The 17,143-nt window shown below is 65.3% G+C and carries 9 protein-coding genes and 1 pseudogene; all 10 read right to left on the bottom strand.

The window, feature by feature from the left end; translation table 11 throughout:
• Window positions 1–7: 7 nt before the first annotated feature.
• The 10 genes and pseudogenes from BLR26_RS15060 to narJ all read right to left on the bottom strand — a co-directional run bounded on the left by BLR26_RS15060 (window position 8) and on the right by narJ (window position 17,143).
• On the bottom strand, window positions 8–4,537 hold the full coding sequence (locus BLR26_RS15060; protein WP_093381897.1) for an NEL-type E3 ubiquitin ligase domain-containing protein: 4,530 nt from the start codon (window positions 4,535–4,537) through the stop codon (window positions 8–10).
• Window positions 4,534–8,790, bottom strand: coding sequence for an NEL-type E3 ubiquitin ligase domain-containing protein (locus tag BLR26_RS15055; RefSeq protein WP_093381891.1), 4,257 nt, complete (start codon window positions 8,788–8,790; stop codon window positions 4,534–4,536). Before BLR26_RS15055 ends, BLR26_RS15060 begins: the two co-directional genes overlap by 4 nt.
• A 59-nt stretch (window positions 8,791–8,849) precedes the next feature.
• Window positions 8,850–9,071 (bottom strand): DUF3079 domain-containing protein, encoded by a 222-nt coding sequence (locus tag BLR26_RS15050; protein WP_093381889.1) that lies wholly within the window; start codon window positions 9,069–9,071, stop codon window positions 8,850–8,852.
• Between the two features lie 95 nt (window positions 9,072–9,166).
• Complete coding sequence (locus BLR26_RS15045; RefSeq protein WP_093381887.1) at window positions 9,167–10,786, bottom strand: methyl-accepting chemotaxis protein; 1,620 nt, start codon at window positions 10,784–10,786, stop codon at window positions 9,167–9,169.
• A 12-nt stretch (window positions 10,787–10,798) separates the two neighbouring features.
• Entirely contained in the window at window positions 10,799–11,494 is a 696-nt protein-coding gene (locus BLR26_RS15040) for an anaerobic ribonucleoside-triphosphate reductase activating protein (RefSeq protein ID WP_093381884.1), read from the bottom strand.
• Window positions 11,491–13,704, bottom strand: a pseudogene (locus BLR26_RS15030) (ribonucleoside triphosphate reductase). Before BLR26_RS15030 ends, BLR26_RS15040 begins: the two are co-directional and overlap by 4 nt.
• 172 nt (window positions 13,705–13,876) lie before the next feature.
• Window positions 13,877–14,869, bottom strand: a complete 993-nt coding sequence (moaA, locus tag BLR26_RS15025) for a GTP 3',8-cyclase MoaA (protein WP_093381880.1) — start codon at window positions 14,867–14,869, stop codon at window positions 13,877–13,879.
• 10 nt (window positions 14,870–14,879) lie between these two features.
• Entirely contained in the window at window positions 14,880–15,704 is an 825-nt protein-coding gene (locus BLR26_RS15020; RefSeq protein ID WP_093381878.1) for a peptidylprolyl isomerase, read from the bottom strand.
• Between the two features lie 10 nt (window positions 15,705–15,714).
• Complete coding sequence (gene narI, locus BLR26_RS15015; protein ID WP_093381877.1) at window positions 15,715–16,395, bottom strand: respiratory nitrate reductase subunit gamma; 681 nt, start codon at window positions 16,393–16,395, stop codon at window positions 15,715–15,717.
• Complete coding sequence (gene narJ / locus BLR26_RS15010; RefSeq protein ID WP_093381876.1) at window positions 16,388–17,143, bottom strand: nitrate reductase molybdenum cofactor assembly chaperone; 756 nt, start codon at window positions 17,141–17,143, stop codon at window positions 16,388–16,390. Before narJ ends, narI begins: the two co-directional genes overlap by 8 nt.

Raw genomic sequence — 17,143 nt, 5'->3', positions numbered from 1 at the left:
GGCACCTTCACGGTTCGGCCGCCTGGGCCACGAAGGCGGCCCACGCCTCCTCGGTCAAGCGCAACGCCAGGTTCGCTTCGGCTTGCTCGCGGGCACTGGCCAATGCCCGCATGCGCTGAAGATAATCGTCATCGCGCAGCTCGCCCTGGCTGTCCATGATCGCCTCAAGCTGGTTGCGATAAGGCAGGTCAAGGGCTTCGAACTGCGCCTTGTGTTGCTCCTTGAGGTAGTCGAGCCAGAAGTCCCGGCTACCGATGAAGCGCTGCAACGCCTGCGTCTGTTCAAGGCCCTCGATGCGCTGGCGGGCGCTGGCGATCTCGCCCTCATCCAGCGGCGCCAGGGCCGGGAACAACATGCTCTGTGGCTTGCTCGGCAAGTCCAGCGCCTCGCCCAGGGCAATGCGGTAGGCCAGGTTCAGCTCGACGACATCGACAACTGCCGCCGCGTTTGTTGGCGCCTGCGCCTGCTCGGCAACCAGCAGGTCCAGTTGCTCCTGGCGAAACAGCCGCCGACCCAGGCTCAATAGCCGCTGTGCCAGAGGCTGATCGGTCGCCAGGTGCGAGGCGATGTACACCGACGCGCGGATTTCCAGGGTGGCAAAATTGAGGGTGACGCTGTCACCGCAGGTGATTGGTGAGGCCGCAAGCTCGAACAGCGACTCGCGCAGTTCGGGCGCTTTGCTGGCGGCATCGAGCAAAGCCCATACTCGGCCCCCCAGGTCAGCAGGCGTGCGCTGAAACTCGGCAGTCGCGCTGAGGTCGGCCAGCAGCTGGAACAAACCTGTCGCCTGCGGCTCGTCGGCCAATGCCTGCCAGGTAGTCAGCGCCTGGGCGCTGTCGCCGGCCGGCGCCGCTTGCAGCCACAGGCGCCGCGCCTTGCTCACCGGCGACTGATGACTACGGCGGCTGGCCAGGCGAATACCGGTGCGCTGCTGGTACTGCTCAAGCTGTTCAAAGGTTGCCTGCGACAGCGGGTTGTCATGCAGCGCCAACCCGCGGTTGATCCAGCCCGGGGCGTCGAGCACCGCTTGCGGCAGGCTGTCGATCTGGTTGTTGCGCAGGTCCAGGCGGTAGCCGTGATAGCGGTTCAACAGCCCGTGCGGCCAGGCTTGCAGCCCGGTGTTGCGCAGTTGCACCTCCTCCAGGCGCGACAAACGTTCAAGGTCCAGCAAGGGCCCCACAGGATTGTCATTGAGGTTGAGGATGCGCAGTTGCGACAGCCCGGCCAGTTGCCGGGCCGCCTGCTGGTCGAGTTCGATGTGATTACCCGGCGCCAACAAGCGCGTCAGCGCCGGCATAGCACTCAGGGCGTCGGGCAAACGGGTCAGGGCGTTGTTGCCCAGATTCAGCTCGCGCAAGCGCTTGAAGGGCAGCAGGAAAGCCGCCGAGGCGTCGCCCAGGCCCATGTTGTGCAACTGTAGATCGACCACATGGTCAAAATTGACCTCGGCCGGCCAGCCAGGCAAGTCGCCGGTGTACAGCCCTTCAAGGCTCAGGCTGTAACCGATGACGCTGTGGTTGGACCAACGTTTGGGCGACAGCTTGCGCCAGGCACGGCGGATCAGCAGCGCCGCCTGCTGACGGCTGCGGCGCAGGGCCTGGCCCGCTTCATCGGCGGCTACTGACTGGCTCCAGGCCCGCAAGGTGCCGTCGAGCAACTGGTATTCACGCTGATAGGCTGTGATGCGCGCCGCGACGTCGACACCATTGCGCTGCAGTGCGTCGACAAAGGCATCGGCGTCGGTATCCGAGAGCCCCGGGTACAGCTGGCGGATATCCCGCACCTGGGCCGCGCGGCGCCCACCGAACAGGCCGCGACCACTCAAGGGATAGCCGATACGCCCATCGGCCAAGCGCTGTGGCGGGTTGAACCAGGGGCGTTGCCTGGGCGTCGGTTGCAGCCACTGCCCAACCTTGCCGCGGTGCAGGTGCAACAGCTCGCCAAGGCGGCTGCGCAGCGGCGTGTCCAGCGCCGCCTGTTCCGAGGCAGACAGCGCGTTGCTCAAGGCACTGAACAGATCAAGGTAAAACTCGCCCGCGTGCTCCCCAGCCTGGCGATACAGCTGGTATCCCGACTCCAGCCTGACAATCTGTACGCGACGGCTGCCGGTCGCTGCCGCGGCCGGGACGAGTCTGGGCCCTGACAGGCTGCCTTCGAACACCTCGATAGCCAACGCCTGCGGCCAGCCGGGCAGTTGCCCAAGCAGGGCCAGGATCAACCTGTCGCTGTCGCGGCTGCGCACCGATTGCAGGTACAGCCCTTCGACGGCGCGGCTGATCCGTACATCGTGCAACGGCGCCCGTATGCGGTTGGCCATCGCCAGAGGGACCCGCCATTGCTCCACCAGGCGTCCTAGCTCAACGTCACTGGCCGCCTCGAGCAGATCACCGACGAGGCTGCTGGGCAGCTCGGGAAAATCCACCTGGACCACGGACTCGGCAATGCCCGCCAGGCGCGTACGCAGGCCATAGCAATGGCTGAACAGCGCCTGGCGCAGCATGCTTGCGTGCCGGGCCAGCACCCCGGGCGCAGGGCTGCCGGTAGTGTCAGCGGGCAGGCGTGACACCAGGTAGTCACGCATCTGCGCCTCTGTGGTGTTCAGCGGTGCCCCAGCCGCAAGCTGTTCGATAAAACGCTCGATGTCCTGATCCAGACGCCAGCGCAACAGGCAGTCGCGCAGCAGGCCCGGAGCCGCCAGGTTGTCCAGGTGCAAGCGGCGTAACTGCCCGCCATCAAGGCCGCTTATGGTCAGAATCTGTTCTTGCGCAGGCTCCGCCAACGTTGCCAGCTCAGGTAGCAGGCGCTTGAGCATGAACCGCGTGTCTTGCCACTGCAGCGGGTTCTCCCCGCCATGGCGCCACCCTCCCCGAGCGTTACCCTGCAGGAGCGGCGAATAGCGTTCGCCCCCCTCGGGATGGACGATGCGCCATTGCCCCAGCGCGCTGTCGTGCTGCACTGCGTAAACCCGGTCGTCCAGGGTGAGATAAGGGCCCGGGTCGCCGCCAATGAACCCTTGGACATCAGCCGTACCCGGTTCGATCCGGGCCTGGTAACCCGCCAGGTCGGGCTTCCACAAACGCGCCTGGCCTTGCCGGTTACTGACCGGTACCAGCGCCTCGATGAAGGCTGCGTGGCGCAGGGCTTTACTCACCAGGTGCACGCCGGCGCCGGCGACCGCAAGCAACGCCAGGTTCTCGACCACGTCGGTCAGGTGTTCGAGCGCCTTGTCGCTGTCGCCCTGAAGCCAGTCCTCAAAGCCTTCGAACAACTGCGAGGCCAATTGCGCAGCAGCCACGCCGAGCACTGCCGCACCCAGTACCGGCACAAACAAACCGGCAACATTGAGAAACAACAGGCCGGCGTTCTCGTAGGCATGCAGGCGTTCCACCCGCTGTTTTTCATCTTCGTCATCGGTAGGCACGGCCAGGGTGCGCGCATCGTTGCGGATCTTCGCCAACTGTTGGCTGGCAAGGGTACTGAACAACGGCCCGGCGAAGGCCGACAAGCCCATGCTTATTGCCAGCGGCGCGCCCGGCGCAGCGCGCTGGCGTTGTTCACCCAGGCTCGCGGCAAATGCCAGTTGCTCGGCCTGGGGCACGAAGCGCGTGAACCAGCGCGCGTAGCCGGGCGATTTCAAGCGCCCCCCCAGCTCACCCAGCATATCCTCCCGGGCACTGAACTGAACCAACGGACGTTGGGGGTCACCGGGGATGTACAATAGCCAGTTCAGTTGGCCAAGGCGCACCACGCCCGGCGATGTATCGAAGGCCGACTCCGGCAGTAGCTCGAAGACCACCATGCCATTGAGCCTCACCCCACCCAAACGCACCTGCAGGGGGCGGATGACCGGGTCATCGCCCGGCTGCAGAAAATCTGCATGAATATGCTGCAGGAGTGCCGTGAAGCCGTACTCATCGAGCGCGCCACTGAGTACCGCGAGCAACGCGGCGACTTCCAGGTCGTGGTAGTGGCTGCGCCGCAGCATTTGCGTGAACTCGTCCGTCAGCACCTGATCCAGATGCAGCTGGTAGCGGCCACCCAGGTCGAGTGTGCGGCACAAGCCGGCGAAGGATTCGGGGGTCAATTGCGCCGAAGTTGCCAGCGGTCGCGCGAACTGCAGCCGGGCCTTGCCCGCAAGCCCGCCACTGGCCGCCTCGGCCGCGCTGAAGTTCTGTAGCGCCGCTTGTAACAGGCTGTGGCTGGAGACCACGGCGGTTGAACCCTGGCGCGGCAGCGACAGCAAGGTCGAGGTCCGGCTCAGGTGCCGGGTGTGGACCAGCTGGTTGTGCTCGACGTCAAGGTCCGCGCCGGTTTGCCTGCGCAATTGTTGCCGCAGCAAGGTGCGGGCGAAACCGTCGAGTGGTTGAATGTTCGACAGTACGCCAGCGACCCGGGTACGTTGCTGCTGGCTCAACTGCATTGCGCGGCTCAGGGCCAGCAGGCGCCCGGCCGGCGCCTGCAGCAACCATTGAGGCAGGTAGTCGTGGACCTGGCTGTCGTTCACTGGCACCTGCGCCTGCGGGCCTGGCATGTTCATAGCCCCTCCTCGCTCATGACGCCGGCGCTGGCCGCGGGGTGGAGCCCAAGGGCAAGGGTGGTCAACTGCAGGACCAGTTCGCCACGCGCCGCTTCCCGGGCGGCACCGATGCCATTGCTGCGCTGCAGGTACTGCTGGTCGGTGAGCTCGGCCTGCATCGCCTGCAGCGATTCCAGTTGCTGGAAGAACGCCTGGTCGAGCGCATCGAACGCCGCCTGCTGATGCGCCTCGATAAACCTGACCCAGAATCCCCGGGCCGCCACCGATGCCGCCAGGCGTGGCGTGCGCTCGGCCATGCGGACCTGGTCGCGCATGGTGTTCAAGGCATGCCGATCGACGCCGGCGACAAAGCGGTAGGCCATGTTCCGCGGCTGCCCGACCAGCTCCAGCTCGTCGGCAAGCCCGGTGCGAAAAGCCAGCAGGACTTCGATTTCGTCCGGGGCCATGCCCATTGCGCGGCGCAGCTGGATTTCCTCGGCGCTCAGGCGGTCCACTTCATCCAGGCGAAACAGCGAACGGGCCAGGTTCAGCAACGGTTGCTGGCGACTGGTTCCGCTAAGGCCACGGGTCGCGGTGAGTTCATGGGCGCGCACCTCCAGGGCGCTGAAGTTCAGGGCGACGCTGTCCGAGCAGCTTCGCGGCGCGCGGGCCAGGGCGAACAGTGCTCTGCGCAAGCGGGTATCGTCATAACAGCCCTCAAGCACCTCCCAGACACGGCGCGTGAGGTCCTGGCGCCGACGCCTGAAGTCAGCCGTCTCACGCAGGTCACCGAGCAGGCGAAACAGGTCAGCCGAGCCTTCCTCGCCCTGCAGTACCCGCCATTGCTCGGCGCGCTGCACGCGTACCTCATCTTGCGACCCAGACAGCCACTCCTCCTGCAGGTTGTCGAAGCGCGCGTGACTGAAGCCGGCGACCGCCGGCAGCAACCCGGCGCGTTCGAACGCCAGCAAGCGTTCACGGCTCTCGGCGTTGAGCGGGTTGTCGTGGAAGTTGATGCGTTCGAGGATGCGCCGCGGGGCGTTGAACAAGCCCTCCTGCAACACCACGATGGGGTTCTCGCGCAGGTCGGCGCTCTCCAGCGCCGGGCGGCTGAGCAAGCCGGCCGGGACCGTGGTGATGGCGGTACTGCGCAGGCGCAACAAGCGCAAGCGCGACAGCGCGGTCACATCCGGCGGGGACGCCAGCGGATTGTGATCCAGGTCGAGCACCTCCAGGCGGCCCAGCGATGCCAGCAGTTGATTGTCGGCCGGGGTCCAGGCAATCCGGTTGTGACTGAGGTTCAGCCAGGTCAGATGATTCAACCCGTCAATGCCTTCAGGCACTCGGGCGAGATCACCGTGCACCACATCAAGCCAGCGCAATGCGCTAAAGCGCTGGAGAAAGCCTGGCGGCAAATCGGTGATCTGCAAGTCATTGAGGGTAATCTCCGCCACATGAGCGAAGCTGATGCTCTCGGGAAGCTGCGGCAATGCACCTATCGGCTCGTGCTCGAGCAGCAGGCGATAGTCGGCGCCGCGATTGCGCACCCGCGCCGTCTGCCGGCGCCAGCAGCGACGCAAGCGCGCGGCGACCCGTTCGCGGGCAGCGCCGCGGATCGGGTCGGCCGCTTGCCAGCTGTAGAGGGTTTCGTTGAGGGTTGCCAGTTCCTGATGCAGCGCCTGCAAGCCGCTCCACAACTCGCGGCCAGACACCCGCAACTCGGTGAGGAACTCGCCAACCTCGGCGTCGCTGAACGTGGGGTACAACTCACGCACGGCGCGATTGACTGCCTGCCGCCCGCCCACCCCACGCCCGCTCAAGGGGTAACCAATGCGCCCGTCGGCCAGGCGCTGCGGCGGGTGAAACCACTGCCCCGGCTCGCTCAGGCCGATAATGCCAGCCACCTCCTCGCGTCGCGCACCGCTCAGGGCCGCCAGCGTAGCGCTGCTGGCCCGGCCCGGGCTCTGCAGGTGGACAGCTTCCAGGGCGCGGTTGATGCGTACTTCGCGCATCAGCAGGCGAGCCTCTTCCAGCATCGCCAAGGGCACTTTCGAGGTGTCCAGCAGGCTCTGCAGGTGATCGGCCCGGGCGTGGCTGCAGATCTCTTCAGCGACCACCAGCGGTAGCCCGGGAAAGTTGCGCTGGAGGATCTGCGCCCCGGCGCTCGGCTCCTGGCGCGAATGGGCATAGAGGAAGTCGAAGGCCTCGGCACGGCGCTGTTCAAGGTGCCTGGACAAGCGCGCGAGCAGTTGCTGGCGCTCGCTCAGGCCCTCGCCCGGGCTTGTCAGCAACGCCAGCTTGTCGGTCTCCTCCAGCGCCAGCAGAACCTGGTCCAGCCAGTCGCCACTGGCCGAAGGCACAGGGCTCAATTCGATGGTGCGCGGCAACGTCTGCGTTGCCTGGCCGAAGCGCTCCTCGCCCAGGGTCACCAGCACCTGTTCAGGCCAGCCTTCCAGGGCGGTCAACGCCCGCAGCAGCACAGGCGCCGGCTGGCCGACGTTACCCACGCTCAGGCTACTGAGCGTTGAAGCAAGCTGATGATCGAGCCGAACTCGCTCAAGGGCATCGACCAACGTCGCCGGTGGCGCTTCACCGTGCACCTGCCACTGCCTGATCTGTGCTTGCTGGGTGCCGGTGATTGCCAGCACGCGCTGCAGTTGCGCGTCCGAGGCCTGCTGCCATTGCCCGCCGAAGCGCTTGAGCATTGCCTCACTGCCCTGCCAGTGCTGCGGGCTGTCCCAGGCTGGCCGCCAGCCCGTGGCGCCGACCGTCTCAAAGCGATGGGCGAAGGCATTGTCCCGGTACGTCTGCAGGTCGGGGTTCCACAGGCGCTGACGCTGGTCAGCCAGTTCGACCGGCACCAGGCCATCGACAAAACCCGACCGCTGCAGCGCCTTGACCAGCACCTTGCCGCCCGCCAGCAGCAAGGCGTTGGCCGCCAGGTTTTCCGCCACCCCGAGCAAGTGGTTCATGGCGCCTTCACGGTCGCCCTGCTGCCAGTCTTCATAGCCGTGATAAACCTCGCCCAGCAGCTGCGCGACGGCAACCCCGAGCATCACTTCCCCGAGCCCGGGGACAAAAAAGCCTGCCAGGTTGGCCAGGGTCAGGCCAATCTCCTGGTACTCCTGCAGGCGCTGGCTGCGCTCTGTGCGGTCTTCATCATCGGTGGGCACTGCCAGTACCCGGGCGTCATCCTCGATTTTGGCGATGCGCGCAGCAGACAGCGTGGCCAGCAGTGGCCCGGCAAAGGCAAAGTGACGACCATCAAGCTCGATCGCCGAGCCCGTTGAGCCTTGCGTGAGCAGCCGCCTCAGGGTCGTCAAGAAGGCACCGCGATCACGCTCACTGACAAAGCGTTGAAAGAAGCGTGCATAGCCGGCCTGAGCAAAGCGTGCAGCGAGCGCCGAATAGGCCGCGTCCCACGAGGTGTATTGCTTGAGCGGCTTGAGCGGGTCATCGGGTATGTACAACACCACGCTCAGCACATCGGAGTAACCGTTGGGTTCGAACAACTGCTCGCGCAACTCGAAAGCCACCACGCCGACCAGGCGCTTACCCAGCAGGTTGAGGTGATGGGCAAAGCTGCTCAGGGTGGCATTGGGCACCAGCGGCCTGAACGCCAGGGTGCGCAACAGGCATTGGTGGCTGGCGTCATCGAGATCGCCCTTGATCCAGGCCTGATTGAGCGCCACGGCCAGACCACTGCGCCAGCTCTGTTCGAGGGTCTTGTTGACCTGCCGGGCGCCCTCGGCGGCCGGGCTGAAAAACGATTTGATGTGGGCCTGGTACTTGCCGCCCACATCCAGCTCCCGGCACAGGCGGGCGAAAGCCGCCACCGACAGCGGCTGGACCGTGCCGTGCTCGTCGATGATCGCGGTCTGTTGATCATGACTGCCTTCGACGGCTTCTTCAGCGGCAAAGTTGTGCAGCGCGGCATGCAACGGGCTCTGGTAGCGGGTCTGCACGCGAAAAACCGGCGGCAGTGACGCTTGCGGCAGGCCGTCGATAATGCGCCGCACCAGGCGCAAGCGCCAGGTGTGCACATTTACCCGCTGGGCAAAGCGCGCACTCAGCGCTGCGCTCAACAGTGGCGCGGCAAAATCTTCAGGAGACTGCAGCGAGTCCAGCAATGCCTGCATCGGCACCTGGGCGCGCTGACTATCGCCCATGCTCTGCTGCAAGGCTTGCACCGCGGCCAACGGCGCATCCCGTAACCAGCCTGGCAGGCGCTGGGCGATAAAGCTGTCGATCGAGGCATCGTCGTGGTCGTTCATGCTGACTTCCTGGTGTTGGAAAAGTCAGCAGCAGACCCTGGCCAAGGTCTGCGCGGGTGCTATTTAAGTATTGTGGCCCGCTGCGCTGCGCCTTCGTTGTCGGCCGGCGACGCCAACCCGTAGTCACCCTGCTCGTTCCAGTCGTCACCGAACATCTCTGCCGGGTGCATGGTACGGTCGGCGCCGTTGCCGCAAGCCAGGGCGTTGGCCGCGCAGTAGCGATCGCAGCCCCAGCAGATACGCTCGGGGTGCTTGGGGCTGACAGGAAAGGGCTTGGCCATGAAGTGCCTCAGGCGGCAATGGGCGAGCGTTCACGCTAGCGCCCAGTGCCGGGTTTGCCCTTGATACAGATCAAGGGCGCTGATCCAGACGGGCATCAAACCTTGAAGCGCGCCACGGTCTGGCTCAGGCTGCCGGCCATCTGCGCCAGGTCCTGGCCGGCGCTGTCGGTGTGTTGCGCCCCCAGCAGCACCTGTTCGGAGAGGTTGCGAATGCCCACCAGGTTGCGGTCCACCTCACGGGCCACCAGGGCCTGTTCTTCGGTGGCGCTGGCGATCATCAGGTTGCGCTCGTTGATCTGCGAAATCGACCGGGTGATCGCCTCGAGCGCTTCGCCGGCACGCTGGGCCACGTCCAGGGTGGTGTGCACCAACTCGCTGCTGCTGAGCATGGCGGTCACCGCCTCGCTGGTGTCCTGACGGATATTGCCGATCATCTGCTCGATCTCCTGGGTCGACACCTGGGTGCGATGGGCCAGGGCCCGCACCTCGTCGGCAACCACGGCAAAGCCGCGCCCGGCATCACCGGCGCGGGCTGCTTCGATGGCGGCGTTGAGCGCCAGCAGGTTGGTCTGCTCGGCGATGCTGCGGATCACATCCAGCACGGTGCTGATGTCCTGCACACGCCCGGCCAGTTGCTGGATGCGCGCGGAGGTATCGCTGACGCCGTCGGCCAGGGTGCTGATCGAGGCGACCGTCTCGCGTACCTGTTCACGGCCACGCTGGGCGGTTTGTTCGGAGACCTTCGAGGCTTCGCTGGTGCTCACCGCGTTGCGCGCCACTTCGTCCACCGCGGCGGTCATCTCGTTGACCGCGGCTGCTGCCTGTTCGATTTCCAGGCCCTGCAGCTGCAGGCTGCTGCTGGTCTGGCTGCTGACCGCGCTGAGTTCCTCGGAAGAACTGGCGACCCGCTCCACCGAAGCTGCGATGTGCTTGACCATGCTGTTCAGGCTCTGCTGCATCTGCTGCATGTTGAGCATCACGCTGCCGTCGGCACTGCCATGGGTCGGCACGGCGATGGTCAGGTCGCCCTCGGCGATCCGGCTGAGCACCCGCGCGGCGGTATCCGGCTCGCCGCCCAGCGGCCGGGTGACGCTGCGGGTCACCAGCAGCGCAGCGGCGATCACCGCCAGCAGGCACAGCACGACCAGGCCGAGCATGTTCAGCCGGGCGTCGTTGTACAGGGCCTGGGCGGCCTGTTCGCGCTCGACGAAGATCTGCCCCTGCAAGGCCATCAGGCTTTCCAGGTGCTGGTATACCTCGTGCTCGGCGGGTACCACGTTTTGCTTGAGCTGGGTCATTGCCGCCTGCGCGTCACCCTGGCGGATCAGTGTCTGTACCTGGGTAAACGCCGCGACATAGGTTTCGCGGCTGGCTTTCAGCGCAGCGTAGGCGGCCTTGCCCTCGGGCAGGTGGAACAGCGGCTCAAGCGTTGCCAGGGCCTGGCTGATGCGCTGCTTGGTGGTGTCGATGGCCTGCTGCACCTGCAGGTTGTCCTTGTCGAGCAACAGATCGCGGGTGTTGCGTGCGTTGTCGCGCACCCCGGTGGCGATGACCATGATCGGTTCGATCTTCGGCCAGTCCTGTTTGACGATCACCACCGCCTGCTCTTTGAGCGTGGCCAGGTCATGCAATGCATAAAAGGCCAGGCCCAGAAGCGCCAGGGGCGCGATGGCAAAACCAATGAGGATACGTTGTGCTGTGGTCAATCTGGTCATTTCAAAGCCTTACTAGTCGCGTACTTCAAACGCGGGAAACAGCGTGTGGAGGGTGTCCCACAGCTCGAGTAGCAATCTGTGTGCCGAAGCACCGGGCAGCTGCGGGTCGAGCATGCGTGCCGTGCGTACCCGCTGCACGACGAAGCGTTGGACCCCAAGCGCATTCAAGCGCCGGGCCAGGGTGAGGAGTCGCGGTGGATCGATCAGGTGCCAGTGCACCGTGGTGCGGCATTCGTAGTCGACGCCGCTGGCCAGCAGGTATTCAAGACTGCGCCAGTTGGCCTGGCCACTGCCGCGCACGCCGGTAACCAACTGGCAATCTTCGGCCAGCGCCTTGACGTCAAAGCCGACCCAGTCGGCCCCAGGCAATGCCCGGGCAAACGCCTCGGGCTTGATCCCGGCACTGTGCAGGCCGATGGCAAAGCCCATGGCCCGCACCTGGGCCATGGCCTCTGGCAGACTGTCCTGCAGGGTTGCCTCACCGCCGCTGAACACCACGGCATCGAGCAGGCCGCGGCGACGCTGCAAAAACGCCAGCACCTGCGCCCAGGGCAGTTCATCACGGCCCCGGGGCGGGATCAGTTGCGGGTTGTGGCAGTAACGGCAGCGCCAGGCGCAGCCCTGGCAGAACAGCACACAGGCGAGCTTGCCGGGGTAATCGAGGGTGGTCAGGGGCACCATGCCCCCGACCCGCAGCGCTCGGCTCATGGATGCCCGGCCGTTGCCACGCCCTCATTGAAGTGCAGCCGCTCGTGGTGCTCGGACTGTTTGCCGGGGTTGAACGCCGACACCGGGCGGTGATAACCCATGACCCGGGTCCAGACTTCGCACCGTTGGCGTTGCGCCGTCGGCAGGGTTTGCTGTGCAGTCATGATGAAGCTCCTTGCTGTTGAGGGTAAAACGGGTCAATGCACGCTGCCCTGCTGCTGGGCCAGCAGCAGCGCTTCGTCGCATTTGGGGCAGAACTCATGTTCGCCATCCAGGTAGCCATGCACCGGGCAGATGGAAAACGTCGGGGTGATGGTCAGGTACGGCAGCCGGAAGCGCTCCAGGGCCCTGCGCACCAGTTGCTTGCAGGCCTGGGCCGAGGAGATCCGCTCAGCCATGTACAGGTGCAGCACGGTGCCGCCGGTGTACTTGCATTGCAGCTCGTCCTGCAGTTCCAGGGCCTCGAACGGATCGTCGGTATAGCCCACCGGCAGTTGCGAGGAGTTGGTGTAGTACGGCGCCTGGCTGCAGCCGGCCTGGAGGATGTCGGGGAAGCGCTTGAGGTCTTCCTTGGCGAAGCGGTAGGTGGTGCCCTCGGCCGGGGTGGCTTCGAGGTTGTACAGGTGGCCGGTTTCTTCCTGAAAGCGCACCAGGGTGGCGCGCACATGGTCCAGCAGGTTCAGGGCGAAGCGCCGGCCCTGGGCGGTGTGCAGGCCCATCTGCTCGTCGCTGAAGTTGCGCAGCATCTCATGCAGGCCGTTGACGCCGATGGTCGAGAAGTGATTGCGCAGGGTGCCCAGGTAGCGCTTGGTATAGGGGTACAAGCCCGCATCCATGTGGTGCTGGATCACCTTACGCTTGACCTCCAGGCTCTCCATGGCCAGCTCCATCAGCGCATCCAGTCGCTGCAACAGGCCGCTGATGTCGCCCTTGTACAGGTAGCCCAGGCGCGCGCAGTTGATGGTCACCACCCCCAGCGAGCCGGTCTGCTCGGCCGAGCCGAACAGGCCGCCGCCACGTTTGAGCAGTTCGCGCACATCCAGTTGCAGGCGACAGCACATCGAGCGCACCTGGTTGGGCTGCATGTCCGAGTTGAGGAAGTTCTGGAAGTACGGCAGGCCATAGCGCGCGGTCATGGCGAACAGGCGCTCGGCGTTGTCGCTGTCCCAGGGAAAGTCGTGGGTGATGTTGTAGGTCGGGATCGGGAAAGTGAATACCCGGCCCTTGGCGTCGCCGGCCTGCATCACTTCGATGTAGGCACGGTTGAGCAGGTCCATCTCCGCTTGCAGCTCGCCGTAGGCAAAGGGCATTTCTTCGCCGCCGATCACCGGGATCTGCTCGCGCAGGTCCTGCGGGCAGACCCAGTCGAAGGTCAGGTTGGTAAACGGCGTTTGCGTGCCCCAGCGCGACGGCACATTGAGGTTGTAGATGAACTCCTGGAGGGCCTGGCGCACCTCTTCATAGCTCAGCCGGTCCTTGCGCACGTAGGGCGCCAGGTAAGTGTCGAAGGAGCTGAAGGCCTGGGCCCCGGCCCACTCGTTCTGCAGGGTGCCGAGAAAGTTGACCATCTGCCCCAGGGCGCTGCTCAGGTGTTGGGGCGGGCCGGCCTCGACCCGCCCGGGCACGCCATTGAGGCCCTCGTGCAGCAGGCTGCGCAGCGACCAGCCGGCGCAGTAGCCGGCGAGCATGTCGAGGTCGTGGATATGCAGGTCGGCCTCGCGATGGGCGCGGCCGATGGCTTCGCTGTAGACCTCGTCGAGCCAGTAGTTGGCAGTGACCTTGCCGGAAACGTTGAGCACCAGGCCGCCAAGGGAGTAACCCTGGTTGGCGTTGGCCTGCACCCGCCAGTCTTCGCGGTTGAGGTATTCGTTCATCGAGGTGGCTACTTCGACCAGGGTCTTGCGGTCACGGCGCAGGCGTCCGTGCTGTTCGCGGTAGACGATATAGGCGCGTAGCGAAAGGAAATGCCCGGCGTCCATCAGCACCCGTTCGACCCGGTCCTGGATCTGCTCGACGTGCAGCTTGGAGTAGCCCTCAAGGTGGGCAAGGACTGCTTCAAGCAAACCGTCTGCCTCGGCTTCGGCATATTCGCCAGTGGCCTTGCCGGCGGCGATCAACGCCTGGCGGATCTTGTCGGCGTCAAAGGCCACCAGGCTGCCATCGCGCTTGTGCAACCGGTTGTGCCCTACCCTGATCAGCGTGCTGTGCATTTGCCCTCCTGACACTACATATAGACGTTTATTGATTTGGAAACACAATATGCAGTGCAGGCTACGGGTAAAGCGGGTGAAAGAAATTGATCGATATCAAGAATCGCGGGGCAAGCCCGCTCCTACAGGGTGGGAGCGGGCTTGCCCCGCGATAAGGCCCTGACGGCCACCCTCACCCGCCGCTCATGTTCATGAACCGCAAGATCTGCACCTCCCCCTGCGGGTTGAAATCATGGCGCAACGGCTTGCGGCGCAACGCCTGTTGCAGAGCGCTGATGATCGGTTGGTCATCCAGCGGATAGCGCCGCAACAAGCCGCGCAAATCCAGCGAATCCTCTTGCCCCAGGCACAGCAGCAAGCGCCCTTCCACGGTCATCCGCACCCGGTTGCAGCTGGCGCAGAAGTTGTGGCTGTTGGGCGAGATAAAACCGATGCGCGTTGCCGGGTGCCGGGCCAGGCGCACATAGCGCGCCGGCCCGCCGCTGTGCTCGGCGCTATCGAGCAAAGCGTGGCGGCTGGCAATCAGCGCCCGTACCTCGTCGCTGGCGCAAAACGACTCAGCGCGCGCACGGCCGACCTCGCCCAAGGGCATTTCCTCGATGAAGGTGATGTCGATGCGCTGGTCGATGGCGTACTGCAGCAGCGCCAACACCTCATCGAAGTTGCGCCCCTTCATCACCACGCAATTGAGCTTGATGCCTTCGAAACCGGCCTCGCGCGCCGCCTCGATGCCGCGCAGCACCTGATCCAGATCGCCCGTGCGGGTAATTGCCCGAAAGCGCTGGCCATCGAGGCTGTCGAGGCTGATGTTGATGCGCTTGACCCCGGCCTCTACCAGCGGCCGGGCCAGGCGCTGCAGCTGCGAGCCATTGCTGGTCATCACCAGTTCACGCAGGCCGGGCAAGGCGGCAATGTCACGGCACAGCTCGACGATACCCGGGCGAATCAGCGGCTCGCCGCCGGTCAGGCGGATCTTGCCCACGCCCTGGCCGACGAACAGCGTGGCCAGGCGCCGCAACTCTTCGAGGGTCAGCACCTGCTGGCGCGGCAAGAAGGTCATGTGTTTGGCCATGCAGTACACACAGCGAAAATCACAACGATCGGTCACCGACATGCGCAGGTAATCGATCTGCCGCCCGAAGCCGTCCTGCATCACAGTGCTCATCAGCGTCCCCTTATTGCACCAGCGGTGAATCGGCGCCCTGCAGGCGGATGCCGCGAATATCGGCGGCGCCGATCAGGGTTTGCAGGTACTGCACCAGCGCCTTTTGCCACACGCCCTGCTGCAACTGGGTGCGGATCGCCGTGGCCACTGCCTCGTAGGGCAAGGCCTGGCCTTCGATGCGCTGGTCGACACTGACCAGGTGCCAGCCGTAGCGGCTTTCCAGCGGCTTGAGCGCGAGGCCCGGCGCCAGGGTAAACAGCTGGCGCTCAAGCTCCGGCACGGTCTGGCCCTTGCTGATCTGCCCCAGCTCACCCCCCTGGGCCTTCGACGGGCAGGCCGAGTACTTTTGCGCAAGCTCGGCGAACTGCTCGGGGAACTGCAACAGCCGCTCGTGGAGGATCTCGGCCTGCACCAGGGCCAGGCTGCGCGCCTCGGCATCGTCCGGCGCGCATTCGAGCAGGATGTGCCGTACCGCGAGCAGCGGCGCGCTGTGAAAGCGCCCGCGGTTGCTGTGGTAGTAGCGCAGGCAGGTGGCCTCGTCACAGCTTGGCACCTGCACTTCGCGCTCCAGCAGCAACCGCGTGGCCGCTTCCTCCGGGTTCTCGCCGGCGCCCACCTGCAGCGCCAGCCCCAGTTCGGCGATGCGCTGCTGCATCAGCTCGCGGATCACCAGGGCGCGGGCGGCCATGTACACGGCCTCCTCGCGATCGCTGGCCGGGTGGTATTGCAGCTCCTGGGCCAGGGCCTGCTGGCTGATGACCACGTCATTGACACTGATGACCGGCCACTGCTGTTCGCTGCTGGCAATCAGTTGCGCCTCGCTTGCATGCGTCATGGCAACCTCCTCAGGCTTTCTGCCGGACAATTTGATAGCGCCGGCCCAAGTACCACACCGGCGCGCTGACGATGTGCACCAGGCGGGTGAAGGGGAACAGCACGAACAGGGTCAGGCCCAGCAGCACGTGCAGCTTGTACACCAGGCTCACCGGGGCGATTGCCGCCGCCGCATCCACCGGGCGCAGCAGCACGGTGTTCTGCGCCCAGTCGGCGAGCATGACCATCACCGAGCCGTCCATATGGCCGGTGGAGGCGACGATGGTCAGCAGGCCGAGTACCAGTTGCGCGAGCAATACCAGCAAGATGAGAATGTCCGAGGTGCTGGAAGTCGCCCGCACCCGTGGCTCGGTCAGGCGCCGGTGCAGCAGCATGATCAAGCCGATCAGGCACAGCAGGCCGAAGAACCCACCAGAAACCATCGCCAGCAGCTGCTTGTGCTCGGTGCTGATCACATGGTGATAGACCGACGCCGGGGTCAGCAGGCCGACGAAGTGCCCGGCCAACACGAACAGCACGCCGACATGGAACAGGTTGCTCGCCACGCGCATGCCGCGCTTGTCGAGCATCTGGCTGGAGCCGGCCTTCCAGCTGTACTGCGAAAGGTCAAACCGTGCCCAACTGCCGAGCAAGCAGATCGCCAGGGCGACATAGGGATAGACCCCGAACATCAACAGGTTCCACTTAGACATTACCCACCTCCCCGGCCGGCGCAGCAGCCTGGCCTTGATGCTGAAAATCGACCCAGTGCAGCGGTACCGCGCTTTCTTCCCGGGCCTTGCCCGGCGCGCTTGGCAGTGAGCTGCAACGCTCCTGCTGCTCGGCCTTGAGAAAGTCCACCGCCTCCTCTTCCCAGATCTTGTCCAGGGCTTCGAGAGAATCATCGCGTTGCTCGGCGGCGACTTGCTCGCGCAAATCAGCCACCGCCTGGTGCGGCTCGGCGCCGGCAATCTGCAGCAACGCCCGGAAGCAACTGGCGTAGGCGCTCTCACGCTCCTCCAGGCGTGCAGCAAGCAGCGCCAGCAGGTGCGCGACATCGGCCAGGCCCTCGCGGGCCTCGAGGTCTTCGCGGGTCGAGAGGTATTCCAGGTACAGCGGGATGTAGTCCGGCAGCTCCTTGACGCCAATGGCAAAGCCCGCCGCTTGGTACTGGGCGAGCATGTCGACCATGGCCTGGCCGCGGTCGCGGGACTCGCCATGCACATGCTCGAACAACAGCAGCGACAACGAACGGCCACGGCCAAACAACGCGCCGTAATGCTCCTGGCCATCCATCAGGTCGTTGTTGCAGATCAGCTCCAGCAGCTCGAACAGCGCGCCGCGCTGGCGCGGGCTGATTTCCCGCGCCTGGATGATCGCCTGCTCCAGCTCGTCGCGGCCGGCCACCAGGGCTTCGTTCGGGTAATCGAGCAGCAGCGAAATCACTTTCAGGATGGGCAT

The sequence above is a fragment of the Pseudomonas sp. UC 17F4 genome (assembly GCF_900101695.1).
Classification (GTDB): domain Bacteria; phylum Pseudomonadota; class Gammaproteobacteria; order Pseudomonadales; family Pseudomonadaceae; genus Aquipseudomonas.
The sequence above is the reverse complement of the archived record's forward strand: the minus strand, read 5'-3'. Positions and strand labels throughout refer to the sequence as shown.

Excerpts from the sequence above, each read along its gene's own strand:
- BLR26_RS15040 (WP_093381884.1), bottom strand. The coding sequence starts at position 11,494 with ATGAGCCGAGCGCTGCGGGTCGGGGGCATGGTGCCCCTGACCACCCTC.
- BLR26_RS15020 (WP_093381878.1), bottom strand. The coding sequence starts at position 15,704 with ATGACGCATGCAAGCGAGGCGCAACTGATTGCCAGCAGCGAACAGCAG.
- BLR26_RS15045 (WP_093381887.1), bottom strand. The coding sequence starts at position 10,786 with ATGACCAGATTGACCACAGCACAACGTATCCTCATTGGTTTTGCCATC.
- BLR26_RS15060 (WP_093381897.1), bottom strand. The coding sequence starts at position 4,537 with ATGAACATGCCAGGCCCGCAGGCGCAGGTGCCAGTGAACGACAGCCAG.
- BLR26_RS15055 (WP_093381891.1), bottom strand. The coding sequence starts at position 8,790 with ATGAACGACCACGACGATGCCTCGATCGACAGCTTTATCGCCCAGCGC.
- narJ (WP_093381876.1), bottom strand. The coding sequence starts at position 17,143 with ATGCCCATCCTGAAAGTGATTTCGCTGCTGCTCGATTACCCGAACGAA.
- narI (WP_093381877.1), bottom strand. The coding sequence starts at position 16,395 with ATGTCTAAGTGGAACCTGTTGATGTTCGGGGTCTATCCCTATGTCGCC.
- moaA (WP_093381880.1), bottom strand. The coding sequence starts at position 14,869 with ATGAGCACTGTGATGCAGGACGGCTTCGGGCGGCAGATCGATTACCTG.
- BLR26_RS15050 (WP_093381889.1), bottom strand. The coding sequence starts at position 9,071 with ATGGCCAAGCCCTTTCCTGTCAGCCCCAAGCACCCCGAGCGTATCTGC.